The organism is Aeromonas sp. 600724, assembly GCF_049175135.1.
GTDB classification, from domain to species: domain Bacteria; phylum Pseudomonadota; class Gammaproteobacteria; order Enterobacterales; family Aeromonadaceae; genus Aeromonas; species Aeromonas veronii_A.
The window spans coordinates 81,554-107,394 of the sequence record NZ_JAAKUM010000008.1; the positions used below are offsets into that span (position 1 = coordinate 81,554).

A 25,841-nucleotide genomic window follows, 5' to 3' on the forward strand; every position below is an offset into this window, starting at 1 on the left:
GAAACGCCGCCAATTCCTCGGCCACGGTGCGTTCGCCTGCTTTGCGAACAATCAGCGGTTAAAGGTCAGCCGCTTGCCCAGGATCTGGTCAGTCACCTGCCCGTTTTGCCAGGCGATCTGGCCATTCACCAACGTCATCTCGACCGTGCTGTGGAAGCGGTAGCCGTTGAAGGGCGACCAACCACAGTGGTAGAGGATGTTGTCATCGTTGACCACATAGGGCTTGCCCAGATCCAGCAACACCAGATCGGCGAAATACCCCTCGCGGATATAACCGCGATCCTGCACCTGGAAGCGCTCGGCCACAGCATGGGAGGTCTTCTTGACGATAGTCTCCAGGGTAAACACGCCGTTGTGGTAGAGCTCCAGCAGCGCCTGCAAAGAGTGCTGCACCAGCGGCACGCCGGACGGCGCCTTGAAGTAGCTGTTCTGCTTCTCTTCCCAAGTGTGGGGGGCGTGGTCGGTGGCGATGATATCGAGCACATCGTTGCGTACCGCATCCAGCAGCGCCTGCTGGTCGGCAGCACTCTTCACCGCAGGGTTGCACTTGATCAGGCTGCCCTGGGTCTCGTAATCGGCATCATTGAAGAAGAGGTGGTGCACACACACCTCGGCGGTGATGTTCTTGTCCTTCAGCTCGCTCAGGTCGTGGCTGGCGGTAAACAGCGACAACTCCTTGGCCGAGGTCAGATGCAGCACATGCAGCTTGGCACCGTACTGCTTGGCCAACGCCACCGCCATGCTGGAGGATTTGTAGCACGCTTCGTCGCTGCGAATGCGGCCGTGCTCGCCCATCGGCACATTCTCGCCCCACTTGGCCCGTGCCACCTCTTCCGCCTTGGCGATGGTCGGGGTGTCTTCGCAGTGGGTCACGATCATCACCGGGCTCTCGCGGAAGATGGCCGCCAGTGTCTCCTGGTTGTCCACCAGCATGTTGCCGGTCGAGGAGCCCATAAACACCTTGACCCCGCAGGACTGCTTGGGGTCGAGACGTTTGATCTCTGCAAGGTTGTCGTTGGTGGCGCCGAGATAGAAGCTGTAGTTGGCGACGGAGGAGTTGGCGGCGATCTGGTATTTGGCTTCGAGGGCTTCGAGGGTGGTGGTCTGGGGATTGACGTTGGGCATTTCCATGAAACTGGTGGTGCCACCGGCGACGGCGGCGCGGGATTCGCTGGCGATGGTCCCCTTGTGGGTCAATCCCGGCTCCCGGAAGTGGACCTGATCGTCGATCATTCCGGGGATAAGGTGGCGACCTGCCGCATCGATAACCAGCGCATCGGGCGCCTCGATATCCGGGGCAATGCGGGCAATCCGTTCCCCCTCGATCAACACATCGGAGGCATAGATGCGGCCTTCGTTGACCAGGGTGGCATTTTTGATAAGCAGTTTGTTCATGGGGGGTTCCAGTTCCTTTGCCGATAATCGCGGGTCATAATAGCGCAAAACTGCCCTTTCTCTGTAGCAAGGCCTGACTGATGAAGTTATTTGTAAGAGATTTGACCGTGATCGACTCCAGCTACCTGTGCGAACGCCGCGGCATGGTGGGCGAGAGCTGGCTGGTAGATATCGAAATGAGCGGTGAGCTGAACGAAATGAGCATGCTGCTGGACTTTGGCCGGGTAAAGAAGCTGATCAAGTCGATCATCGATGAAGAGGTGGACCACAAGCTGCTGGTGCCGACAGAGTGCCCGCTGATCCACGTCGAGACACTGGATGGTGACGAAAGCACAGTGGATCTGCTGCGCCAGGGGCGCTCCATCCATCTGCGCTGCCCATCCCAGGGCTTCGCCTTTATCCCGGCACCGCAAGTTGATAAAGAGTCGGTGACCCGCTACCTGCTGGCGGTACTGGCCAAACGGCTGCCGGGCAATATCAAGGATCTCTCCCTGACCCTGCGTCAGGAGGCGATCACCGGTGCCTTCTACCACTACAGCCACGGCCTGAAAAAGCACGATGGCAACTGCCAGCGCATCGCCCACGGCCACCGCTCCCCCATCGAGATCCACGTCGATGGTGAGCGCGACCAGGAGCTTGAGTTCAACTGGGCCGAACGCTGGGGCGATATCTACCTCGGCACCGAAGAGGACAAGGTGGCACTGACCGAGCTCACCTTGAGCCCCCGCGCCAATGCCCAGCTTGGCGAGCATCACACCGGCTTCAAATATATGGCGCCCCAGGGGCTGTTCCAGCTGGCCATCCCCACCGCCGAGGTAGAGATGATCGACACCGACACCACGGTCGAGCTGCTGGCCTGCTACATCGCCCGCGAAGTGAAGAAGATGGTGGGCGACAAGTTCGTCAAGATTGTCGCTTATGAAGGGGTCGGCAAGGGCGCCATCGCCTACGCGTAATTCCTGCGTTGACTACCGCAATAACAAGGCCCCGCATCTGCGGGGCCTTGTTGTTTCAACTCTCGACCATCAGGCGCTGAGGCGGAAGCGCTTGACCAGGCTCTCCTGCTGCTCGGCAAGGGAGTCCAGCTGCTGGCTGGTCTCGGCTACCCGCTCAATCCCCTGATAGTTGAGATCCGAGATATCGGAGATGCGGTTGAGGTTGGTGGCGATATCGGCGCTGGTGGCCTGCTGCTGCTCAGCGGCAGAGGCGATCTGGCTCGACATGTCGCTGATCAGCACCACAATCCCCTGCACCTCCTCCATGGCGTTGTTGGCGTGGGAGCTCTGTTCGACGCAACTGTCCATCTCGCGGGAGCACTCCTGCATCACGGTTACCGCCTTGGCGACCCCCTGCTGCAGGTTCTCGATCATGGTCTGGATCTCGCTTGTGGACTGGGCGGTGCGGCCCGCCAGACTGCGCACCTCATCCGCCACCACCGCAAATCCGCGCCCCTGCTCGCCGGCCCGCGCCGCCTCAATGGCCGCGTTGAGAGCCAACAGGTTGGTCTGCTCGGCAATGCCGCGAATGACATCGAGGATGTTGCCTATCTGGCTGCTCATGGCGCTCACATCACCAATCACCTTGCCGGTCTGTTGCAGCTTGCCCGCCAGCTGATGGGTGGTGGTGATATTGCCCGCCATCACCTTGCGTCCCATCTCGGAGGCCTTCTCCACATCCATCACTCGCTCCAGAGTCTGGTTGGCGGCCTGCGCCACTTCCCGCACCGATGCCTCCATCTGGGTCATGGCGGCGGCGACCGAGGCGGTCTCCTGCCGCTGTTTCTCCAGATCCGCCCGCACCGATTCGGTGGTGCGACGGTTGCCGTGGGCGGCATCGTTAAGCTGGGCAGACGCTTGTGAAAGCTGTGCCAGCACCTCCCCCATCTGGGCAATCAGCAGGTTGATCTGGCTGCCCAGCTGACCGAATTCATTCTTGCTCTGAAAACCGATGCGCTGGGTCATGTCGCCCTGGGTTACTTCGGTCAGCACCCGCAGCAACTCCCTGAGCGGACGGCGAATGGCCTTGCCCAGGGTATAAGCCACCAGCATGGCAATCAGGATGGCGACCGCTATGCTGGCTCCCTGAGTCAGGGTGCTCTGGCTCTGTGCGGCTTTGGCATGCTGAATGCTCTGGTTCATCAGTTGCTGGCTCTGATCGGTGATCCGCTCAAGCCGATCCTGAATTGCCACGATGAGCGCACTCGCCTGCTTGCTCTTCTCCCGCATCTGCTCCTGCTGTTGCATCAGCGCCAGATACTGGGCCAGGACACCTTCATTACCGGTCGTATCGCGCACGAAACCGTGGACGTAGTGACCCATGTTGTTGTCGAAATCCTTGAGCTCACCCTGCAGATCCTTGATGGTGCTGTTGAACCCCTCGATCTGCATCCTGTTGCGCTTGAGCGCAGCTTCAATGGGGGCCGGAATGCTCTGGTTGAGGGCATCCATGGTGGAGAGTTCGATAGCGGAGAGCTTGGTGGTCAGGGTCTCGGAGAGCATCTTGATGAAGCTGTCGTCGATGGTGATCATCATGTCCCCCAGACTCTTCTTGAACTGGGGCAAGCTGACCTGAAACTGCCCCTTGGCCAGATTGACCTTGTGCAATCGGGTGAGCAGCGCCTCGTGTTCGCCCGGCAGGGTATCGGTCAGTTGCAGGTAGCTGTCGACCTGCTGGCTCAGAGTGCCCATCTCCCCTTGCAGTTCGGGGTGGTGGGCGACCTGCTGGCGCAAGGCATCGAGGCTCTTGCCCACCGCGGCCTTGGCCTGTTTCAGTTCGGCCACTTCGGCAGGCAGCTGTTTGGGGTCCTGCTCGGTCAGCACATCCCCCAGCCACTTGTTGGCACTGAGCAGGGTGATCTGGGTCTGGCTGCTGGCAATCACCAGCGGCATAGACTGCCGGGTCACCTGTTCCAGCGCTCCCCCCAGAGTATTCTGACTACGAAATGTGAGTAGTGAACTGGCCACCATCACGGCCACCAGGATCGCGAAGCCAAGGTAGACTCGCTGCAAGATGGAGAGATCCGACATTGTTTGTTTCATTATTGTCCCGCTGTATATGCAAAAGTCCCTTGCCTGAGTACCCCGTCCTTTTGATACCCTGCAGACCCCTGAACAGGCGCTGCAGATGACGTCCCTCTGGCTATCGGTATTCTTAACAATAACTGAAGGGAATGGGACATCAGCTGTGTCAAATCTCGGCTTGTGTCACACTTGACGCGCTGCTCGCCTTCTTTCGGGAGCCGCTTGGGATGCAAGTTCAATTTTCTTTTTCATATAAGGGAGTTAGCCATGGCGCAAGAAACCATTTTCAGCAAAATCATCCGTAAAGAGATCCCTGCCGACATCCTTTATCAAGACGATCTGGTCACCGCATTCCGGGATATCCAGCCCAAGGCCAAGACCCATATCCTGATCATCCCGAATGTGCTGATCCCCACCGTCAATGACGTGGAAGCCGAACATGAACTGGCCCTTGGCCGGATGTTCACCGTGGCCCGCAAGCTGGCAAGCGATGCGGGCATCGCCGAAGATGGCTACCGCCTCATCATGAACTGCAACCGCCACGGTGGGCAGGAGGTCTACCACATCCACCTGCATCTGGTCGGCGGCGAGCCGTTGGGCCCCCTGCTCAGCCTGTGATACTCCCGAGCATTCGACTGGCCGGCCTGATGCTGGCCAGTTTCCTGCTGGGAGGCTGCGCCTCCCACTGGCAGGATATGTTTGTCTCCTACTCCGACCAGATGGTGCCCTTGCGCAACCAGCTGCTGCTGGGCCATGCCGCCGAGGCGCTGCCCGAAGTGCGCGACTCCACCCTCGGCGATGACACCTTTGTCCTCGATCGCCTTGAACAGGGGCGTATCGCCTGGCTGGCGGGGCAAGATGCGGACAGCAAGCAGGCGTTCACCGCCGCCGACAGCCGCCTTCAGTGGGAAGACAATCAGGCCGAATACCGGCTCAGTCACGGGCTCGATCAGGTGGGCAGCCTGCTTACCAACGACCAGTCGATGGCCTATCTCACCCCCGATTACGAACGCACCATGCTGCACCACTATCTGGCCCTCAACTACCTGCAACGGGGAGATGCCGATGGCGCCTTGGTGGAGGTACGCCGGGCCAATCAGGTGCAGGAGCAGGCCCTGAAACGGCGAGCCGATGAGGTACGCAAAGCGAAGGATGAGAGCGAAGAGGCCGAAGCAGAAGGCGAGATACGCCAGCTGATGTCGCGCGGCGCACCGGATCTCGACCGGTTGATCGGCAAGGTCAAGAACGGTTTTCAGAACGCCTACACCTTCTACTTTTCCGCCGTGCTCTATGAGGCGGCCGGGGATCTCAACGATGCCTGGGTCGACTATCAGCGCGGCTACCAGATAGCGCCAGACAACCGCAGCCTGCAAGATGCCTTGCTGCGTCTGGCGCGGCTGCGTGGCTCACCGGACGAGATCCGCGAGACCGAGAAAAAGATAGGCCGCAAAGCACCGCCGCTTGCAAAAGATCAAGGCCAACTGGTGGTGCTGTTTGAAGATGGTTTGATCCCGGTACGGCGCGAACTGTTCCTGCCACTCCCCATCTCCACCTCCCGCGGCGATTTTCGCACCTTTACCGTCGCCATCCCCTATTACGATAATCGGGCCAGCGACACCGGCCCGCTGACGGTGGAAGTCGGCAAGCGGGTCGAGCAGACCAGCGAGCTGGTCAGGCTGGAAGCGCTGGCCGCCAAAGATCTGCAGGAGCGGCTGTCCGGCATGCTGACCCGCCAGGCGCTGCGACTAGTGGCCAAGGAGCAGATGCGCCGCACCGCCGCCAAAGAGGGGGGCGATGTGGGCAATATTCTGGTGGGGATCTTCAACACTCTCTCGGAGCGGGCCGATACCCGCAGCTGGCTGACGCTGCCAGCTCAGGCATCGAGCTGGCAGGGGATGGTGCCGGCAGGTGACATCAATCTCACCCTGGGCGCGGGGGCAGCGCAGCGGCAATTGCCGCTCACCATCCACAAGGGCCGCACCACCCTGGTCTGGGTACAACGCCTCGGCGCCGGTCTGACCACCCGGGTGATGCCGCTCTGAGCAGATGGCGAAGAGATATGAGCAAGACCATTAACGGGCAGCCCCTCAGTGCTGCCCAAATCCCTCCAATCAAGGAGAGCAAGATGAAATCATACGGGTTGGCCCTCGGGCTCGCGCTGCTGCTGACCGGCTGCGCCACCAACACCTCAGGCGTGGCGCTCTATGGCCCGGCGGGCGGTGCTCCCACGCTGGAGCAGCATCAAAACGTCAACGTCACCCTGACCGAGCTGAGCCGCCGCCAGCAAAATGGCCTGCTGCAGGTCAATGTGGCCGCCGCCAGCACCCAGCGCGGCGATAACAAGCTGCAATATATCTTCTATTGGTATGATGAGGCCGGTCAGGAGGTCGCCAGCGATGGCCGCGGCTGGACCCCCATCAAGCTGCATGGCTATCAGACCCGCACCCTCTCGGCCCTGGCGCCCAGCCCGGCGGCGCAGGGTTACCGGATTTACGTACGCGAAGTGATTGAGGAATCCTACTGATGAAAATGAATCATGCCCTGCTGATATTGACCGGCGCGCTGCTGCTGGGCGGCTGCTCCAGCACCACCGTCAGCTATGGCGATCCGACCGAAACCGAAACCGTCACCGTCGATTATGGTTCCAGCGATCTGCAGGCCATCGCCGACAAGATGGCGGACTCCATGCTCGCCTCCCCTGCCACCAGCGAGATCACCGCCGGCGGCCGTCCGGTGATGTTCATGGACTCCATCCGCAACAAGACCTCCGAGCACATCGACACCGAGGCCATCACCGACACCATCCGCACCAAGCTGCTGCGCGCCGGCAAGTTCCGCTTCGTCGACATGAGCAAGGTGGCGGCGGTCAAGCAGCAGCTCGAATACCAGCAGAGCAGCGGCATGGTGGATCCTGCCTCCATGGTGCGCCTGGGCAAGCAGACCGGTGCCCGCTACATGGTTTATGGCAACCTCGCCAGCATCGTCAAGGACAATGGCAAGGTGAAGGATGTCTACTACCAGATGACCATGAACCTGATGGACCTGCAAAACGGCGAACTGCTGTGGGCCGATCAGAAAGAGCTCCGCAAACAGGCGAAGAAATCCACCTTTGGCTGGTAACAGGCTCCCTCTGACGGGCAACTGTGCTCCGCTACTGGCCAGCCTGCCCGCCCCCTGGCGGGAGGGGCAGCTGGAACCACTCGGGTTAGGCCTGACCAACTGCAACTATCGACTGCGCCTCCCCTCGGGGCGCAGTTACTTTTTGCGTCAGGGCCACTCCGACCCGGTGCGCCTTGGTATCGACCGTCCCACCGAGTGGCAGCTTTATCAGGGGGCGATGGCCGAAGGGTTGGCGCTGCCTTGCCACTATGGCGATCCCGCCAGCGGTCTGATGCTGCTCGAATGGTGCGATGAGCCAAACTGGGTACACGCGGCGCCACCGGCAGTCGATCAGCCCCGTCTGCTGGCTGAGGTGCTGCGCAAGCTCCATCGCTTGCCGCTGCCTGCGGTGGTGATGGCGGTGCGAGCCCACGCCGCGGGCTATCGCGCCCGACTGGCCCACATTCCCTCCTGGCTGCCCGCCCTGGAGCGGGGCTTGCTCGCCAGCAGTGAGCCAAATGATTGCTGGCGCCCTTGCCACCATGATCTCAATCCGGCTAACTTGTTGGGAAGCAAACCCTGGGTCATCGACTGGGAGTATGGCGCGGCAGGTCACCCCGGCTTTGAGCTCGCCAGCATCCAGCGCACCCATGAGTGGCCCGCCGAGCGGCGCGACGAGCTGGAAGCGCACTATCTGCAGGCCCTGCCGCGCCACCAGTGGCCCGATTTTCAGAGCGAGGCATTTTTACCCTGGGTCGACTATATCGGCCTGCTCTGGGCCCTGCTGATGGCAGAGCAACAGCCCTCACTCGACTATGACACCCTGATCGCCATCAACCGGCAACGACTGGAGTAACAGATGATAAACAAGGTGCGCTGGCACAAGCCGAAAACCTGGGGTCTGCTGCTGATCGGCCTGCTGCTGACCGGCTGCTCCACCCGGGTGATCTACTACTGGCTCGATACCGCCATCATCTGGCAGCTGGATGACTACTTTGCCCTCTCCTATTCGCAGAAGGATCTGCTCAGCCGCGAAGTGAAGGGGCTGATGGCCTGGCACCGCCAGCACGAGCTGCCGCGCTACGCCAAGGATCTCGATGTACTGGCCAAGGCGGTGGCCAGCCCCATGACGCCGGAGCAGATCTCGACCAATCTCGATGCGGTGCAGCAGAGCCTGACCCGCACGCTGGAGAACACTATCCCCCGCGCGGTCAGGCTGGCGCGCACCCTGACCGACGAGCAGGTGGCCCGCTTTATGACCGATCGGGTCAAGCGGCAACAGGAGCGACAAAAGGACTTTGCCACTGAGCCCAAAGAGCAGATGCTGGCAGAGTTTCGCGACAAGATGAACAAGCGACTCGAGTTCTGGATTGGTGAGGTGAAACCGGCACAGGCGCCACTGGTGGCCCAGTGGGCCGAATGGCAATACGAGCTGATGCCCCCCTGGCTCGAGTTTCAGGAGTCCTGGACCCAGGAGCTGGACAGGCTGATGAAGCAGCGCCAGAGTCCCGACTTTACCCGTGAACTGACCGACCTGCTGGCCGAGGGGGATGGGCTGATGGATGGCCGCTTTACCGGCTATACCGAACAGTCGCGCCAGCGTACCGTCAACTGGCTGAGCGCCATGAGCCAGTCGCTGGATATCTCCCAGCGGGCTCATCTCTACTCCCTGCTCAAGGGTTATGCCCGCGACTTCAAGCAGATGAGCGGCAGCTGACAGCCAGCACCGAATGGTGCCATGCGCCCGGGGCAACCTTGTTCAAACCGGGCGCATGTGGTAGTTTGCCCTTTCTATTTATCGGGAATTAACTTTTTGCGCCTTATCGACAAAGTAAAACTGGTGCTGGTAACTCTGGTTATCGCCCTCACCCTGCTTTGTTCCATCGCCCGAATGGAAGGCCCGCTGCTACCCGCATCTCCCCAGAGTGAACAGCAGCAGACTCAGGTGTTCAATCAGCTTAGCGACAGCGATGATGGCATCATCAAGTTTGTTGCGACCAACCAGAATCACCTGCTGCGTTTTGAGCAATCCCTGCGCAGTGACAACCAGCCCAAGAGTGTGGTCTACGAGCTGATCCAGAGCTGGTCGGCCCAAGCCATCCTGCTGTTGCTGCTCGGCTGGCTGATGCTGGCACCCGAGCTCTATCACAAACAGAGTTTTCGCGATCGCTTCGGTGCGATCCATCGGCGCCATCTACAGCGCCAACATCTGCAGTACCGCTTCACCCAGAGCTATCTGAACGCCTGACCCCGGAGGGGCTGGCACATCCACTGTTTGCTCATCTCCTCTTCCTGACGGATCCGGCGGCTGCCTGATCCTCATCTGATGCATCCCATTTTTTGCGCCTTGCCGAGCCTTGTTGCTATCGGCCTAGGCACCATTCTCCTGACAGAGGCTTGTTTGCCATGAGAAAGAGCAATCGCACCGTTCTCAACCGCATGAGCAAGTGGCAGTACGCACTGCTGCTGTTGATGCTGTTGACCTTTACCTTTTACTCCCTGCCCACCTTTTTCGGTGAGCAGCCCTCCCTTGGTCTGCACGGACAGCAGCGCCTGACCACCCAGCAACAGATGCTGCTGAACGACAAACACCTGACCCCGATCAAGGTAATTGAGCAACCCGAGCGAGTCGAGCTGGTCTTTGCCAGCCAGGGCGAACAGCAGCGCGCCAAGCAGTTGCTGGAGCAGCAAGGGGTCGACAGTGCCGCCCTGACCCTGGAGTTTCACTCCAACGCGCCGGCCTGGATCACCCGCCTCGGCGCCGACCCCATCAGGCTGGGGCTCGATCTGCGTGGCGGCTCCCAACTGCTGATCGGGGTGGACGTGGACTTTGTCATCGACAGTCAGACCAAGAATCTGGTGGATACCCTGCGCACCCGTTTCCGTGAAGCCAACCTGCGCGGCGCCAGCGTCACGCGCACGACACAGGGCGCCGTAGCCGTCACCCTGCCGGAGGTGGCCGAACAGGAGAGCTGGCTCTCTATCATCAAAGAGAGTGCCGGTACCCGTCAGGATCAGTGGAAGCTGACCCGCTCCGGCAATGATCTGAAACTGGTGCTGAGCGATGCTGAGCGCACCCTGCTGGTCAACAACGCCGTGACCCAGAACCTGTCGATCCTGAAAAAACGGATCAACGAACTCGGCATCGTCGAGGCCTCGGTGGTGCGTCAGGGCCAAGATGGCATCCGTATCGAACTGCCCGGGGTGCACAACCCCAAGCAGGCGAAAGAGGTGATCGGGGCCACCGCCTCGCTGGCCTTCTACGAGGCCAAAGCCGATAGCCATTTCTATATCGCCGATCGCAACGGTCAGGCCGTCGGCATGGCACGCAAGCCGGTACTCACCGGCGAGCACATCGTCGATGCCCGCGCCAACATGGGCGAGATGGGTCAACCCCAGGTCAACATCGTGCTCGACACCCTGGGTGGCAGCAAGATGAACCAGTTCAGCCGCCAGCATGTGGGCAAGCCGATGGCAACCGTCTTCACCGAGTACAAAACCAACGCTCAGGGCAAACTGCGCGCCCAGAGCGAGGTGATCAACGTCGCTACCATCCAGACCGCCCTTGGCAACCAGTTCCGCATCACCGGCATTGGCAGTCTGCCGGAGGCGCAAGAGCTGGCCATGCTGCTGCGTGCCGGCGCCCTCACCGCCCCGCTCAAGATCCTGGAAGAACGCAGTATTGGCCCGACGCTGGGGATGCAGAATATCGAGGCGGGCTTCACCGCGCTGGCCTTCGGCATGGCGGGCATGATGCTGTTCATGATGGCCTGGTACCGCAAATTCGGCTGGGTTGCCATCACGGCGCTGGTCGCCAACCTGTTGATGCAGGTCGGCATGCTGGCAGTGCTGCCGGGTGCCGTGCTGACCCTGCCGGGGATCGCCGGTCTGGTACTGACGGTGGGCATGGCGGTGGATACCCATGTGCTGATCTTCGAGCGGATCAGGGACCGGCTGCGAGAAGGGGGCTCACTGGCCAACGCTATCGACTTTGGCTATCGCTCGGCCTTCCACACCATTTTCGATGCCAACATCACTACGCTCATCTGCGCCGTGGTGCTCTACTCCATCGGCTCCGGGCCGCTGCAGGGCTTCTCCATCACCCTCATTCTGGGTCTGCTCTCCAGCATGATCACCGGGATCTGGGGGACGCGCGCCATCATCAACCCCCTGTGGGGACGCAGCAGCGAGCGCACGCTGAAGGTGTAACGGGACAGCAGTCCCTCTGATGAGCGGCTTTGACTGCGCCATCGGCCATGGATATGGCCGGAGCGGCCAAAGCAGAACACTATTTTCCCGGCGTGTCGCGACACGTCGTGATGGGCCAACAGCCTGATGCTGGCTGGCCAAGGAGAGAATTATGTTGAGAATGATCGTTGCCATGGGACTGACCCGTTGGCGCTATATCGGCCTGTGGGCTTCCATCCTGCTGACCGTGGCCAGCGTCGCCATCTTGCTGGTGAACGGCCTGACACTGGGGCTCGATTTTACCGGCGGGATCCTGCTGGAGTTTCATATCCAGACCCTGAAAGAGGCCCATGAGCTCAATGCCATGCTGGTCTCCCCGCTGGCGGGAGCCGTTGAGCTGAGCTCGGCCGGTATTCCCGGCGAGTGGCTGATCAAACTGCCCCCCCACGAACTACCCTGGCCCGCGGCGGATCTCGCCACCATGCTGACCCAACAGCTGGGGATGCCGGTCGAGTTGCTGCGCACCACCATCGTCGGCCCTCAGGTGGGTGCCGAGCTGTTCCAGCAGGGGATGCTGGCCGTGCTGGTCGCTTCGCTGGCGATGTCGGCCTATCTGGCGTTTCGCTTCGAGTGGCGTCAGGCCATCGGCATCCTGCTCTCGGTAGTCCATGACGCCATCGTGGCGCTGGGGCTGCTGTCACTCTTTCAGATCGAATTCGATCTGAACATCATCGCCGGTTTAATGGCGGTGATCGGCTACTCCCTCAACGACAGCATCGTCATCTCGGACAGGTTGCGGGATCTGCTGAGCTCGCGTACCCAGATGGGCATCCACGAGTGCTCCGATGTGGCCATCAAGGCGACTTTCAGTCGCACCATGATCACCTCGGGCACCACCCTGTTTACCGTGGGCGCTCTGCTGCTGTTTGGTGGTGACGCCCTCTACGGCTTCTCCTTCACCCTGTTTGCCGGGATCCTGGTGGGCACCGTCTCCTCTATTACCGTCGCCTCGACCGTGCAGGAGCTGCTGGGCCTCACCCCGCAGGCTTACCAGAAGAAGAGCGAGGAGCCACTGGCCAACGCAGCCTGAACCTTGTTAACCAGGCCCGGCTCACCGGGCCTCAACAAACCGGGCCCCCTGCCAACCATTGGCAGGGGCTTTTTCATCCCTCCTCTCTCGCCGCCCATTTTGTCGTTCGGCTCGCTTCAATTGACAACTGACCATATTGAAAGCAATGACGGCTCAACCCGTCATTTTTAATAACAAAAAGGTCATTTTATTACGTCAGAAACCATAAAATGTGACTGAAAGCACTTTCTTGAGGGCTCAAAGGAGGCAACATTGTAGTGATTTATCTACAAAGGGATATGAGATGTTGTTACAACCTGCCAATACAGCAAAATCCAGACAGTTGCTGAACGAGACCATGGCTTTGGTACTCGCAGGAGGGCGGGGTAGTCGCCTCAAACAGTTAACCGACAACCGTGCAAAACCTGCCGTTCATTTCGGCGGCAAATTCCGCATCATCGATTTCGTGCTCTCCAACTGCATCAACTCCGGCATCCGTCGGGTCGGTGTCGTGACCCAGTACAAATCCCACAGCCTGTTGCGCCATCTCCAATCGGGCTGGTCTTTCCTGCGCTACCAGATGAACGAGTTTATCGATCTGCTCCCTGCCCAGCAGCGGGTGGATGAGGTGAACTGGTATCGGGGTACCGCCGATGCGGTCTACCAGAATCTGGATATCATCCGCGATCACGCCCCCAAATATGTGGTGGTGCTGGCAGGCGATCACATCTACAAGATGGATTACGCTGCCATGCTGCTCGACCACGTCAATATGGGCGCCAAGGTGACCGTTGCCTGCATCGAGGTGCCACGCAGTGAAGCAAGCGCCTTCGGGGTAATGGCGGTGGATGATGATCGCAAGATCAACGCCTTCGTCGAAAAGCCTGCTAACCCGCCCGCCATGCCGGGCAAGGCCGACACCGCGCTGGCCTCCATGGGCGTCTATATCTTCGATGCGGAGTATCTCTATCAGCTGCTGGAAGAGGACATTGCCAACGAGCAGTCCCATCACGATTTCGGCATGGACGTGATCCCCCGCGTGGTGAAAGAGGGCACCGCATTCGCTCACCCGTTTGGCATGTCCTGTGTCGGCTGCTGTCCGGATCGCCGTCCCTACTGGCGCGACGTGGGCACCGTGGACTCCTTCTGGGAAGCCAACATGGATCTCGCCTCCGTCACGCCGGAGCTGGATATCTACGATCAGGAGTGGCCCATCTGGACCAGCCAGAACATGACCCCTCCCGCCAAGTTCGTGCAGGACAGAAACGGTCAGCACGGCATGACCATCAACTCGATGTTTTCGGGCGGCACCATCGTCAGCGGCTCCTTCATCCTGAGCTCGGTGCTCTTCACCAATGTACGGGTCGACTCCTTCTGCACTCTGGATCAGGCCGTTATCTTCCCGGGTGTGGAGATTGGTGCCGGCTGCCGGCTGCGTCGGGTAGTGATCGACAAGGGGTGCAAGCTGCCGGAAGGGTTGGTGATCGGTGAGAACGCCGATGAAGATGCACGTCGCTTCCACCGCTCCGAGCAGGGCATAGTGCTGGTCACCCAGGGGATGCTCACTCGCCTGAACAAAGAGCTGCAGGGAAAACAAAAGCGCTGATCCGCAGCCAGACGGGATCCCCCTTCCTACCGCAAAGGGAGCCATTATGGCTCCCTCTTTCTATGGCTGACCAGATAGCCACCTCACACCATCACTGCCATCGCGTTGCAGTCTCCCAGAGATACCATTTACTGTGGGTTAACAGCTGTGCAACGCAGCCTTCACGCCCTCAAATCGTAAACATTAAATTACACAAAAACCATTAACCCTCCGAAAAACCCTCTGTATTATTCCTGTTCGCGCTATATAGCAGCTCCTTTATCTGACTTTTTAGTGGTAAACCCACTAGTTTCACTTGATTGTTTGTTTTTCCTTGGTAAGGTGAGGGCGGTTGCGTAACAAAGCAGGTACCAGTGTAAATATATGGGTACAATCGCTTTTGGCTTAATACAGTAGAGAGAATGAAATCATGCAAAGAGACCCCCTGAACAACATCCATATCCAGTCCGAACAAGTGATGATCACGCCTGCCCAGCTCAAGGAGAAGTTACCCATCTCCGACAAGGCGCTGGCATTCGTGCAAGGGGCCCGCAATACCATCGCCGACATCATTCACCGCCGCGATCACCGGCTGTTGGTGATCTGTGGTCCCTGCTCCATCCACGATATGGACGCCGCCAAAGAGTACGCAACCAGACTCAAAGCGCTGCATGATGCCTACCAGGACTCTCTCTACATTGTCATGCGGGTCTACTTTGAGAAACCGCGCACCACGGTCGGCTGGAAAGGCTTTATCAACGACCCCAATCTGGATGGCACCTTCGATGTGGAGCTGGGGCTGCACCGTGCCCGCGAGCTGCTCTGCTGGCTGGCGGAGCTGGAGTTGCCGCTGGCCACCGAAGCGCTCGACCCCATCAGCCCGCAATACCTGGCGGAGCTCTTCTCCTGGTCAGCCATCGGCGCCCGCACCACCGAATCCCAGACCCACAGGGAGATGGCGTCCGGCCTCTCCATGCCGGTCGGCTTCAAGAACGGCACCGACGGCAACCTGGGGACTGCCATCAATGCGCTGCAGGCGGCCTCCTCCCCTCACGCCTTTATGGGGATCAACCAGCAGGGCCAGGTTGCGCTGCTGCAGACCCAGGGCAACCCGGATGGCCACGTGATCCTGCGCGGCGGCAAACATCCCAACTATGACTCGGTCAACGTGTCGCTGGCGGAAGAGGCGCTGGAGAAAGCGGGCCTGCTGCCGAGCCTTGTGGTGGATTGCAGCCACGGCAACTCCAGCAAGGATCACCGTTTGCAGCCCAAGGTGGCCGACAACGTCATCCACCAGATCCAGGAGGGCAACCGCTCCATCATCGGGGTGATGCTCGAATCCAACCTGTTCGAGGGAAACCAGTCCAGCGAGCAGCCCAAGGAGCAGATGCGCTACGGGGTCTCCATCACAGATGCCTGCATCGACTGGGACACCACCGCTACCCTGCTCGCCCGCTGCCACAACCAGCTGGCTGACCCCCTCAAGGGCAGAACTGCACGGTAAGCCGTGGTATCTTGTCGTAACCTATTGAACAATCTGGGTATCACCGCAGGTGGCATCTGGCCGCTCATGCCGTGATACCTTGTTGCATCTTGATTTTCAGGGCGCCGCTCGCGGCGCCAGCAGGGACTGGATATGGCTGAAGAGTTGAATGTACTCAGGGACAAGATAGATGCGGTGGACAAGCAGCTGATCGATCTGCTGGCCGCCCGTCTGGCCCTGGTGGGAGAAGTGGGTGAGGTAAAGAGCCGCCACGGCCTGCCCATCTATGCACCGGATCGGGAAGCGAGCATGCTGGCCCGCCGCCGCGCCGAGGCTGAGCAGTTGGGGGTGCCCGGCGATCTCATCGAAGACGTGCTGCGCCGGGTGATGCGTGAATCTTATGCCAGCGAGAAAGATACCGGCTTCAAATGCATAAAGCCGGATCTTGGCAAGGTGGTCATCATCGGCGGTCAGGGCCAGCTTGGCCGCTTGTTCGGCCATATGTTCAGCCTCTCAGGCTATCGGGTCGAGACGCTGGAACAAGCCGACTGGCCGCGCGCTGACGAAATCCTCGCCGGAGCCGGTCTGGTGATGGTGGCGGTGCCCATCGATATCACCTGCCAGATCATCGACCGCCTCGGCAACCTGCCCGCCCACTGCCTGCTGGTCGATGTCACCAGCGTGAAAGCGGCGCCGCTCGAACATATGCTGGCGGTGCACCAAGGGCCGGTACTGGGACTGCACCCCATGTTCGGGCCGGATGTGGCGAGTCTCGCCAAGCAGGTGATCGTCTGCTGCCAGGGTCGTGACCCCGCCGCCAGCCAATGGCTGCTGGATCAGATGACCATCTGGGGCGCCCGCTTGCAACAGGTAGAAGCCAAGGCCCACGATGAGGCGATGACCCTCATTCAGGCACTGCGTCACTTCGCCACCTTTGCCTATGGCTGGCACCTCTCCCGGGAGCAGGCCAATCTGGATCGCCTGCTGAGTTTGAGCTCCCCCATCTACCGGCTGGAGCTCGCCATGGTGGGGCGGCTGTTCGCTCAGGATCCCCACCTCTATGCCGACATCATTTTGTCGTCACCGCAGAATCTGGCGATGATCCGTCGCTACTACCAAAACTTCGGCGAAGCGCTGGGGCTGCTGGAACGAGGGGACAGAGACGGTTTCATCGATGCCTTCTCGCAAGTCTCCGGTTTCTTCGGCGAGCATGCCGACCAGTTCCTGCGTGAAAGCCGCATGCTACTGGCCCAGGCCAACGACCGCCGCCAACACGGCTGATCCTGCAAAAGCAGCTACCTCATATCGCCAGAATGGGAAGATGCCTGGGCATCTTCCCATTTTATTTGTTACCGATTTAAACACTGACGTCAGTCACGCTCGGCCCTACGTCGAGCCCCCACAGCTGACTGGCCTCAATACCCTCCCCTGGCGCTGCCTCACATCCAGCAAGTATGCCCCCTCAATATCCACGCAATCCGCGCAAATAGCACCGCCCCTTGCAAGGGCTGCCAGACTCTAACGGTCAAACCAAACTGCTGCGAGCAAGGCTGTACGACGCAAAGGAGAACGGTGTACTCCCCATCAAAGAGATAAACAGGAAGCAGGAAGCAGGAAGCAGGAAGCAGGAAGCAGGAAGCAGGAAGCAGGAAGCAGGAAGCAGGAAGCAGGAAGCAGGAGAGATTAACCGAGACAAATGGTTTGCCAAAGATCACTTAACACAGCAATCCGGCGATTTATCATGGCGCCAATCCGCTGTCGCCAAAAAAGAAAATGGCCGAGAAATTATCTCGGCCATTTGTAGCCTGGTCAAAGACTCAAGCCTGGATATTACTCTTGTTCAACTTATTAGAAGTTGTACTGCAGAGCAACAGTCCACTCGTCGTCATGCTTCTCGATACCCTGGATCTTGTACTCGGTGTAAGCTTTCAGCTTCGGAGTGAAAGCGTACTGAACACCCAGCAGGGTCTCGTCAACCAGATCCTTGTAAGTAGAACCGGCAGCTTGAGCGTTGGCCTTGCCTTCTTTGAAGTTGTAACCAGCCAGGAAGGTCCAAGCATCTACGTTGTAAGAAGCAGCCAGCTCGTAACCACGGCCGTCATCTTTCAGACCCAGGCTCTTGTTCTTCACTTCGCCTTCAGTGTAAACACCGGCAAAATAGAAGCCATTGATAGCGTAGTGCGCGCCAATAGCCCACTCGTCTTTCTTACCAGTCTGACCGTTAACTTTGTTTTGCAGGTCGGAGTAGGCATAACCGGCGTTGAAGCCCAGGCCGAAGTCAAAATCGTAACCGGCGGCAACGGCATAAGCTTTCTTACGCTTAACGTCGGAACCAAAGATGGCATCTTCTTTGACCTTCTGACCAACGTCAGTGATCTTGACCGCTACGTCGTCATTGGTTTGGTAGGAAACTTTACCTTTGAAACCACCGAAGGTGTTGGAGTAGATAACCTGGCCTTCCTGACGACCGTCATAGAAGTTACCCGCATCGCCCCACTCGTTGAAAATATCGGTCGGCTCGAGTACGTCGTAGAAAGCAGTGTCGGTCTGACCGAAGATGATTTTACCGTACTGGGTGCCGTCAAAGCCTGCATAGATATGACGAGCATCGAACTTGCTAGACTTACCGTCACTGCCCTTGTCGGAGTTTTCAGCAGCAACTTGCCACTCGGTCTTGGCGATACCGGACCAGGTGTTGTTCAGAGCAACTTTACCGGACCAGCCCAGACGGGAAGAACCAATCAGCTCGCCATCGGTATCATCGTGCTCACCGTAGTAGTTAGCCTGTACACGGCCGTATACGTCGAAAGTGGTACCGTCTTTGTCATAGATCACCGCGGCGTTAGCGGCGGATGCAAACAGAGCCGGAATGGCAATAGCCAGAATTGTCTTTTTCATAGTTTCCAATGCCTACTGTAATTAAACACTAAGTTGTTGTTATTCCCTGTGTTAGCGATGTTCTTTGCATCACTATGCCGCCGAGACTAGCACCGGATTTTTTGAACCGCAATGAAAAAACTTGGAACTTTTTACGGAAACCATAGTCATGGAGGCAAAAATGTGAGCCAAGTCTCACCTGACGGCAAGGTAAAAGGAAAACGTTTACAATGAATCCTGCTGATTATTTGGACTCAAATAGTCTATTTTGCATGCAAATGACGCTAACTACCTGATAAACAACCAAAGTGGTCTGATCAGCGTAAAACTCCGTGATAATGGCTGTTGCCTCGACCTCACCGAGGGGTTGCGGGTATCCTTGTCCTTCGATTAACCCCTAACTGGCCTTCTCTTCATGCTCTCTACTCGCCTCAAAGCAACCATTCGTCAAACCTATCGCCAGATTTCGGATGGATTACCCGGTTTTGTGCCGCGCAAAGAGCAGAACTTTCTGGTGGCCGAGATAGCCAAAACCCTGACCGGCGAGTACGACAAACAACGCCGTATTCTGGTTGCCGAAGCGGGTACCGGTATCGGCAAATCCCTCTCCTATGCGCAGGGCGCCATTCCGGTGGCGCGACTCACCCAGAAGAAGCTGGTGATCTCCACCGCCACAGTGGCCCTGCAAGAGCAGCTGATCCACAAAGACCTTCCTTTTTACCACCGCCACAGCGAGCTTCCGTTTCGCTTTATGCTGGTCAAGGGGCGTCAACGCTACTGTTGCGAGCATCTGCTGGAGCAGGCAGCCAGTGGCGCCGAGATGGCCAACTTCGAGCTCGACTTTGGCAGTTTGAGCAAATCCAAACCATCGGACAGCGACAAGGATCGCTACCAGGCGCTGTGGCAGGCCTACACCAATGGCAAGTGGGACGGGGATCGGGACAACTGGCCGGAGCCCATTCCCGACACTTGCTGGGATCGCATCGCCGCAGACCGCCACACCTGCAACAAGGCGCTGAGCCATCACCAGCACTGCCCCTTTCATCGCGCCCGCAACGACATGGAGAGCGCCGATGTGCTTGTCGTCAACCATGCGCTACTGCTCTCCGATCTCACCATGGGCGGCGGCATCATTCTGCCGCCCCCTGATGAGTGCATCTATGTGCTGGATGAGGCCCATCACCTGCCCACCATCGCCCGGGATCACGGCGCAGCGTCGGCCAGCGTCAAAGGCTCGCGTCGCTGGCTGGAGAAGCTGGTACAAAGTGCAGGCAAGCTGGCGCGGACTCTTAATAAGGAGAGCCTGCTCGACCCCCAACTCAAACTGCAGGATGCACTGGCCGCCATCCAGCCTGATCTGAAGGCGGTCGAGCAGTGGCTCAGCGCCAACGATCGGCTGTTTGGCACGGAACCCCACTACCGCTTCGTCGAAGGGGTATTGCCGGATCCCCTGCCCATGCTGGCGGAGAATCTCAAGGAGTCGAGCAAGAAGGCGCTGCGAGCGCTGGATCGGATGCAAGGGGCCATAGGTGAAGCGCTGAAAGATGGCGAGATCCGCCGCAAGGAGGCCGAACCCCTGTTGGCAGAGAGCGGTTTTCATCTGCAGCGGCTGGAGAGTTTCTGCGCCCTCTGGGAGATGCTGGGGCGCCATGTGCCGACCGGCAAAACCCCGCTCGCCCGCTGGATGGCCAAGAGCGATGACGGCGATATCTGGCTGCACGCTTCACCGATAGAGGTGGGCTATCTGCTGGAGGAGTGGCTCTGGTCGAAATGTCTGGGAGCCGTACTGGTCTCCGCGACCCTCACAGCACTCTCTTCCTTTAGTTATTTTCGCCATCAGGTGGGGCTCAAGGAGCACGACGGTACCCGCTATCTGCGCCTGCGCTCCCCCTTTGACTACCAGAAAGCCGAGCTCTATCTGCCCAAGATGGAGCACGAACCCAACTCACCAGCCTTTACCAATGAACTCATCAGCGTGCTGCCACGTATTCTGGCGGGCAAGGAGGCGAGTCTGGTGCTCTTCTCCTCCTACCGCCAGATGAATGAGGTGGCCGTTGGCTTGCGAGCCAAGGGACTGTCACTGCTGGTGCAGGGGGAAGCCTCCCGCAATGCCCTGCTCACCCTGCACAAGCAGAAATGCGATGGCGGTCAAGCCAGCATCCTGTTTGGTACCGGCAGCTTCTCGGAGGGGCTGGATCTGCCGGGTCACTACCTCACCAATCTGGTGATCACCAAACTCCCCTTTGCGGTGCCCAACTCGCCGGTCGAGGAGGCTACCGCCGAGTGGGTGGAGCAGCGAGGAGGCAACCCCTTTCTGCAACTGACGGTGCCGGAGGCATCGCGCAAACTGATCCAGGCCAGTGGCCGCCTCATCCGCAAAGAGGCCGATCGGGGGCGAGTCACCATTCTTGACCGGCGTCTGCTGACCAAACGTTATGGCAAGGGGTTACTTGATGCCCTCCCCCCGTTTACACGGCGGATCGAATAAATAAGCATGCCGTTATTGATAAATGAACTGACAACTGCACGAACATACACCTCCAGAAAGAGCCATTGCCGCAGTAGACCAAACCTGTAAAAATGAGCCCCTGTTTTCAGTGGGCAATCGCCTGACTGTTCAAGGAGATGAAATGAAACTGACTGTTCTGGTACCGGCGCTGGCTGGTCTGTTGTGGGCCGGTAGCGCCTTGGCTGATGCCAAACTGGAAGTATCCACCCCTTACATCGTGCAGTTGATTGATGGCCAATCCATCAACCCCCAGCTGCTCGACAAAACCAGCACCTTCCCCCTCTCTGCCGGCAAGCACCAGTTGGTCGTCGCCTTTGAAGGCAACTACTCCAGCCGTAACGAAATCAAGCTGGTGACCGCCGAGCCGCTGGTGCTGAACTTCACTGCAGCCGACAATCAGCAGCTGGTGCTGGACTATAAAAAGCCCCGCAATGAAGCAGAAGCCAAACAGTTCCTGAAAGATCAGAAAGTGGCGCTGAAAGACAAGGTCACAGGACAGCAAGTGAGCAGTGAACAGTTCGTAATGCCGAAAGTAGAGGGCTTCCAGCTGACCCGTGACTATCAGCAAGAGCTGATCAACATGGGCAAAGCTTTCAACCAGCCCAAAACCGTTGCCGTCTCCTCTGCTGCCGTGATGGCTGCCGCCAGCGCACCGGCCCAAGCCGCGCCCAGCAAGGCGCAAAGCAATCCGGAAGCCCTGACCCAACTGCAAAACTGGTACAACAAGGCCGATGCGGAAACCCGCAAAGCCTTCCAGATCTGGGTTATCCAGCAGCAGTAATCCGGAAACATCATCCTGACCCGTCGGGAATGACAAGGGGAGCTTGGCTCCCCTTTTTCATATCTAGGTTCATCTCTGCATCGATGGAACAATGCCCTGATGTCACTGCATATTTTCTATCACCCCCTCTACTCCTCCCTGACCCTGCCCGAACGCCATCGCTTCCCGCTGGCCAAGTATCAGGGGCTGTTTGAGCGCTTGCAGGTGCAGGGTTACCCCCTTGGCGAAGCGCCGTCGGCCACCCGGGAGCAAATCTGTCGCATTCACGATGCTGATTATGTCGCGGCGGCCCTGAGTGGCCAGCTTGAAGAGCGCGCCATCCGCAAGATCGGTTTTCCCTGGTCACCCATGCTGATGGAGCGCACCTTGCGCTCGGTGGGTGCCACTATTGCCGCCAGCCGCCATGCTCTTGAGCAGGGCTGCGGCTTGCAGATCTCCGGTGGCTACCACCACGCCCACCGGGATCACGGCAGCGGTTTTTGTCTGTTCAACGATCTGGTGATTGCGGCCCAGGCTTGCCTCGACGAGGGGCGCTGTGAACAGGTGCTGATCGTCGATCTCGATGTGCATCAGGGAGATGGCAGTGCGGCCCTGTGCGCTGGACGGCGCGATATCATCACCCTCTCCCTCCATGGGGAGCATAACTTTCCCCATCACAAAGCCGCCTCTCACCTCGACTTTCCGCTGCCAAGCGGCATGACGGATGATGCCTATCTCACCACACTGCAACAGGCGCTATCACTGGCACTGCGGCTCTATTCGCCGGATCTCATCCTCTATCAGGCGGGCGTCGATGTGCATCATGCCGACGAGCTTGGTTATCTCTCCCTGAGCGATGAAGGGGTTCGCCTGCGCGATGCCATGGTGTTTGACTGTGCACTGCTGCACGGCGTGCCCATCGCGGCAGTGCCCGGTGGCGGCTATCGCCGCGACTGGCAACAGCTGATCCCGCTTCATATGTCGCTGTTTGAAATAGCGCGCCACCGTTTTGGCTGATGGCATGGCTTTATAGCGCGGACACCCCATCAGAGTCGGGCGGGCACTTCACCAGATAAAACAGAAGAGGCGACCCCTGGGGTCGCCTCTTCGTGTTTCGTCCTCTCGGTCACACAAGCTCGCTCGTTGTCAGGCAAGCTCGGGACGCCTGAGGATAACTATTTCTGACGCTTGCGGGCGTACTTGCGACGGGCGCGGGCCTGACGCTCCTCTTCCCGCTCGGCCTTCTCTTTGGCTTTTTGCTCGGCTTCTGCCGCGGCTTCGACAATCTCGACGCTCACCATCTCCGGCGTCTCCAGCGAGATGCGGCCAAGCAAGCCGGAGCGGAACTCGTTAATCAGGATCTCGGACGCCTTGTGCAGGTCGGCCAGCCCCCCTTTGCGCATAAACGCCCGCTGGCGGGCGATCATCTCTAGCAGCTCGATCTCGGTCTCGGGCAACTCGTCAATCTGGTAACGCGCCTTGATCCGCTCCGGATAGGCCTTGATGAAGTAATCGGCGGCGAACATGGCGATATCGGCATAGTCGAAAACCGTGTCCTTGATGGCCGCAGTGATGGCCAGACGATAACCGCAGGAGGGCGGATTGAGCTTGGGCCAGAGAAAACCCGGGGTATCGGTCAGGATAACGTTGTTATCCAGCTTGATCCGCTGCTGGGACTTGGTCACCCCCGCCTCGTTGCCGGTACGGGCGATGATGCGCCCCGCCAGGGTATTGATCAGAGTGGACTTGCCCACGTTGGGGATCCCCATGATCATCGCCCGCACGCCGCGCAGCTCAAAATTGCGCTCCGGCAGCATCTCGTGACAGAGAGTCAGCAGTTGCTTGATCTTCTCCGGCTCTTGTTGCGTCAGCGGCAGCGCCTTGATCCCCTTCTCTTTTTCCATGTGCGCCACCCACAGCTCGGTGATCGCCGGATCGGCCAGGTCCGCCTTGTTCAGCACCTTGATCACCGGGGTATCACCACGCAGCTCGGGCACCAGCGGGTTTTCGCTGGAGAAGGGGATGCGGGCATCGAGCATCTCGATGATCACATCGACCTGGGGCATGACCTCGGCAATCTCTTTGCGGGCCTTGTGCATGTGACCGGGGAACCAGTTGATGGACATATCCGTTACTCTCTGTGGGGGCTGCGGGCGCGCGCATGGAACAACAGGCGCTCTGCCGCGGGCATCGAACGAAGGGGGCGCATTTTACCTGCTGCGGGCCTCTTTTGACAGGTCATTCTAACCATCACCTCCTCAAATCAGCAAACCGCCGAGGCGGAGCAACCTTGCAGGAAGCGACCGGACCAACTGGCTCAATTGATAGATAACACATTGATATAGTGTAACATTTTCATCACTTTTTCACACAACCGTCACCGATAGTCAGTAAAAGTGTCATCTGCCCCCTCTAGGCTGCGCTCAGGTTTTACAAGGAGCGAACCCCAATGAGAAAAATGGCAGGACTTGCAGTGATGATCGGCGCCGCCCTGGCTGCCGGCTGCAAATCAGACAATGACACGGTGGCGACCAAGCCCGCAGCCCAACCCACCAACGTCATCTTCTTCCTCGGTGACGGCATGGGCCTCAACACCCTGACGGCAGCCCGCATCTACGGTGTCGGCGAAGAGGGTGATCTCACCATCGATACCCTGCCAGAGACGGCCTTTATCAAGACCTTCTCCCACGATGCCCAGGTCACTGACTCGGCCCCCTCCATGGCGGCCTACATGACCGGGGTCAAGAGCAACAACGGCGTCATCAGCATGGACGGCGACGCCACCTATGAAAGCGACTGCAGCAAGAGCGCCGGCAAGCCGGTGACCACCCTGCTGGAGCTGGCCAAAGCCGATGGCCGCGGTACCGGCGTGGTAACCAGTACCCGGGTGACCCACGCCACCCCGGCGGCTACCTATGCCCATATCTGCAACCGGGATCTGGAGGCAGATATCGCCGTCCAGCTGGTACCGGGCGGCAAAGGCTACAACAGCGCCCTCAAGGAGGGGCTGGATGTGGTGCTCGGTGGCGGCAGCAGTTTCTTCCTGCCCAAAGCCGACAAGGGCAAGCGGGAGGATGGCCGCAACCTCATCAGCGAAATGCAGGCCAAGGGCTACCAGTTTGCCAGCAATCTGGATGAGCTGAACAAGGCCGATGCGGGCAAGCCGCTGCTGGGTCTGTTTGGTTCCAGCCACATGAAATATGACCTGGACCGTCCCGCCAGCGAGCCGTCACTGGCCCAGATGACCCTGGCCGCCATCAAGCAGCTCAAGGGCAAAGAGAAGGGTTACTTCCTGATGGTGGAAGGGGGCCGCATCGACCACGCCCTGCACGACACCAACGCCAAGCGGGCGCTGCAGGACACCATCGCCTTCGACAACGCCATAAAAGCCGCCATCGACGAGGTGAAAAAGAGCGACCCCGAGCTGAAAAACACCCTGATCGTGGTCACCGCCGATCACGACCACACGCTAGTGCTCAACGGCTATGCCAAGCGCACCGGCAAGACCACTGCCGACAACCCCGGCGTACTCGGGCTGGTGAAGAACTACGAGACTGGCGAGCCAAGCAAGGATAGCGAAGGCATGCCCTACACCATCATAGGTTTTGGCAACGGCTACAACCGGCTGGATGGCCCGCGCAGCAGCGTCGCCCCACTCGACGATGCCACCGTCTCCGCCAATGACTACCACCAGGAAGTGGTGGTCAAGGTGGGCGAGATCGGCAACGAGACCCACGGCGGCACCGATGTCTTCCTCGGCGCCATCGGCAAGGGGGCTGACAGCTTCCATGGCTCACTCGATAACACCGCCGTGTTCGGCAAGATCAAGGCTGCGGCCAAGCTGTAAGGAGCACTT

At 59.2% G+C, this 25,841-nt stretch carries 21 protein-coding genes; 17 read left to right on the forward strand and 4 right to left on the reverse strand.

Annotation, left to right across the window (positions count from 1 at the left end; translation table 11 throughout):
- Positions 1 to 51 precede the first annotated feature (51 nt).
- Positions 52 to 1,395 (reverse strand): dihydroorotase, encoded by a 1,344-nt coding sequence (locus tag G5168_RS09390; protein WP_421252125.1) that lies wholly within the window; start codon positions 1,393 to 1,395, stop codon positions 52 to 54.
- A gap of 80 nt (positions 1,396 to 1,475) precedes the next feature.
- On the opposite strand from G5168_RS09390, the gene G5168_RS09395 reads away from it, so the two are divergent.
- Positions 1,476 to 2,351 carry a 6-pyruvoyl trahydropterin synthase family protein gene (locus tag G5168_RS09395; protein WP_167558073.1) on the forward strand — a complete coding sequence of 292 codons (876 nt, stop codon included), beginning with the start codon at positions 1,476 to 1,478 and terminating at the stop codon, positions 2,349 to 2,351.
- Between the two features lie 69 nt (positions 2,352 to 2,420).
- Here the strand turns inward: G5168_RS09395 and G5168_RS09400 are convergent, their stop codons facing one another.
- Positions 2,421 to 4,433, reverse strand: a complete 2,013-nt coding sequence (locus G5168_RS09400) for a methyl-accepting chemotaxis protein (RefSeq protein WP_421252126.1) — start codon at positions 4,431 to 4,433, stop codon at positions 2,421 to 2,423.
- Between the two features lie 249 nt (positions 4,434 to 4,682).
- Here G5168_RS09400 and hinT point away from each other — a divergent pair, with 249 nt between their 5' ends.
- The 12 genes from hinT to tyrA all read left to right on the forward strand — a co-directional run bounded on the left by hinT (position 4,683) and on the right by tyrA (position 17,120).
- Positions 4,683 to 5,033 (forward strand): purine nucleoside phosphoramidase, encoded by a 351-nt coding sequence (gene hinT / locus G5168_RS09405; protein ID WP_266133813.1) that lies wholly within the window; start codon positions 4,683 to 4,685, stop codon positions 5,031 to 5,033.
- Between the two features lie 29 nt (positions 5,034 to 5,062).
- Positions 5,063 to 6,457: a COG3014 family protein gene (locus G5168_RS09410; protein WP_421252127.1), complete on the forward strand. Its 1,395-nt coding sequence runs from the start codon at positions 5,063 to 5,065 to the stop codon at positions 6,455 to 6,457.
- Between the two features lie 83 nt (positions 6,458 to 6,540).
- Positions 6,541 to 6,939 (forward strand): YcfL family protein, encoded by a 399-nt coding sequence (locus G5168_RS09415; RefSeq protein WP_021231011.1) that lies wholly within the window; start codon positions 6,541 to 6,543, stop codon positions 6,937 to 6,939.
- Complete coding sequence (lpoB, locus tag G5168_RS09420) at positions 6,939 to 7,535, forward strand: penicillin-binding protein activator LpoB (protein ID WP_421252128.1); 597 nt, start codon at positions 6,939 to 6,941, stop codon at positions 7,533 to 7,535. The genes G5168_RS09415 and lpoB overlap by 1 nt, the downstream gene beginning before the upstream one ends.
- Entirely contained in the window at positions 7,525 to 8,370 is an 846-nt protein-coding gene (locus G5168_RS09425) for a phosphotransferase (RefSeq protein ID WP_330125176.1), read from the forward strand. Before lpoB ends, G5168_RS09425 begins: the two co-directional genes overlap by 11 nt.
- A 3-nt stretch (positions 8,371 to 8,373) precedes the next feature.
- Positions 8,374 to 9,231 (forward strand): DUF6279 family lipoprotein, encoded by an 858-nt coding sequence (locus G5168_RS09430; protein ID WP_160881458.1) that lies wholly within the window; start codon positions 8,374 to 8,376, stop codon positions 9,229 to 9,231.
- 96 nt (positions 9,232 to 9,327) lie between these two features.
- Positions 9,328 to 9,762: a hypothetical protein gene (locus G5168_RS09435; protein WP_421252129.1), complete on the forward strand. Its 435-nt coding sequence runs from the start codon at positions 9,328 to 9,330 to the stop codon at positions 9,760 to 9,762.
- Positions 9,763 to 9,920: 158 nt separating this feature from the next.
- The gene (gene secD, locus G5168_RS09440) at positions 9,921 to 11,723 is read left to right on the forward strand and encodes a protein translocase subunit SecD (RefSeq protein WP_421252130.1); all 1,803 of its coding nucleotides are present in this window, start codon (positions 9,921 to 9,923) and stop codon (positions 11,721 to 11,723) included.
- A 151-nt stretch (positions 11,724 to 11,874) separates the two neighbouring features.
- On the forward strand, positions 11,875 to 12,792 hold the full coding sequence (gene secF / locus G5168_RS09445; RefSeq protein ID WP_005334046.1) for a protein translocase subunit SecF: 918 nt from the start codon (positions 11,875 to 11,877) through the stop codon (positions 12,790 to 12,792).
- Positions 12,793 to 13,075: 283 nt separating this feature from the next.
- Positions 13,076 to 14,377: a glucose-1-phosphate adenylyltransferase gene (glgC, locus tag G5168_RS09450; protein WP_421252131.1), complete on the forward strand. Its 1,302-nt coding sequence runs from the start codon at positions 13,076 to 13,078 to the stop codon at positions 14,375 to 14,377.
- A 409-nt stretch (positions 14,378 to 14,786) separates the two neighbouring features.
- Complete coding sequence (locus tag G5168_RS09455; protein WP_021231016.1) at positions 14,787 to 15,860, forward strand: 3-deoxy-7-phosphoheptulonate synthase; 1,074 nt, start codon at positions 14,787 to 14,789, stop codon at positions 15,858 to 15,860.
- A 132-nt stretch (positions 15,861 to 15,992) separates the two neighbouring features.
- Complete coding sequence (tyrA, locus tag G5168_RS09460) at positions 15,993 to 17,120, forward strand: bifunctional chorismate mutase/prephenate dehydrogenase (protein ID WP_005334049.1); 1,128 nt, start codon at positions 15,993 to 15,995, stop codon at positions 17,118 to 17,120.
- 567 nt (positions 17,121 to 17,687) lie between these two features.
- Here tyrA and G5168_RS09465 read toward each other — a convergent pair.
- Complete coding sequence (locus tag G5168_RS09465) at positions 17,688 to 18,737, reverse strand: porin (RefSeq protein WP_088869706.1); 1,050 nt, start codon at positions 18,735 to 18,737, stop codon at positions 17,688 to 17,690.
- A 394-nt stretch (positions 18,738 to 19,131) separates the two neighbouring features.
- Between G5168_RS09465 and dinG the strand changes: the two genes are divergently transcribed.
- From dinG to G5168_RS09480, 3 genes are all read left to right on the forward strand, one after another.
- The gene (dinG, locus tag G5168_RS09470; RefSeq protein WP_421252132.1) at positions 19,132 to 21,204 is read left to right on the forward strand and encodes an ATP-dependent DNA helicase DinG; all 2,073 of its coding nucleotides are present in this window, start codon (positions 19,132 to 19,134) and stop codon (positions 21,202 to 21,204) included.
- Between the two features lie 142 nt (positions 21,205 to 21,346).
- On the forward strand, positions 21,347 to 22,006 hold the full coding sequence (locus G5168_RS09475; protein ID WP_216954052.1) for a DUF2057 domain-containing protein: 660 nt from the start codon (positions 21,347 to 21,349) through the stop codon (positions 22,004 to 22,006).
- Positions 22,007 to 22,105: 99 nt separating this feature from the next.
- On the forward strand, positions 22,106 to 23,002 hold the full coding sequence (locus G5168_RS09480; protein ID WP_421252133.1) for a histone deacetylase: 897 nt from the start codon (positions 22,106 to 22,108) through the stop codon (positions 23,000 to 23,002).
- A gap of 158 nt (positions 23,003 to 23,160) precedes the next feature.
- On the opposite strand, the gene ylqF is transcribed toward G5168_RS09480, so the two are convergent.
- Positions 23,161 to 24,111, reverse strand: coding sequence for a ribosome biogenesis GTPase YlqF (gene ylqF / locus G5168_RS09485; protein ID WP_113738707.1), 951 nt, complete (start codon positions 24,109 to 24,111; stop codon positions 23,161 to 23,163).
- A gap of 323 nt (positions 24,112 to 24,434) precedes the next feature.
- Here ylqF and G5168_RS09490 point away from each other — a divergent pair, with 323 nt between their 5' ends.
- The gene (locus G5168_RS09490; protein WP_421208172.1) at positions 24,435 to 25,832 is read left to right on the forward strand and encodes an alkaline phosphatase; all 1,398 of its coding nucleotides are present in this window, start codon (positions 24,435 to 24,437) and stop codon (positions 25,830 to 25,832) included.
- The last annotated feature ends 9 nt before the right edge of the window (positions 25,833 to 25,841 follow it).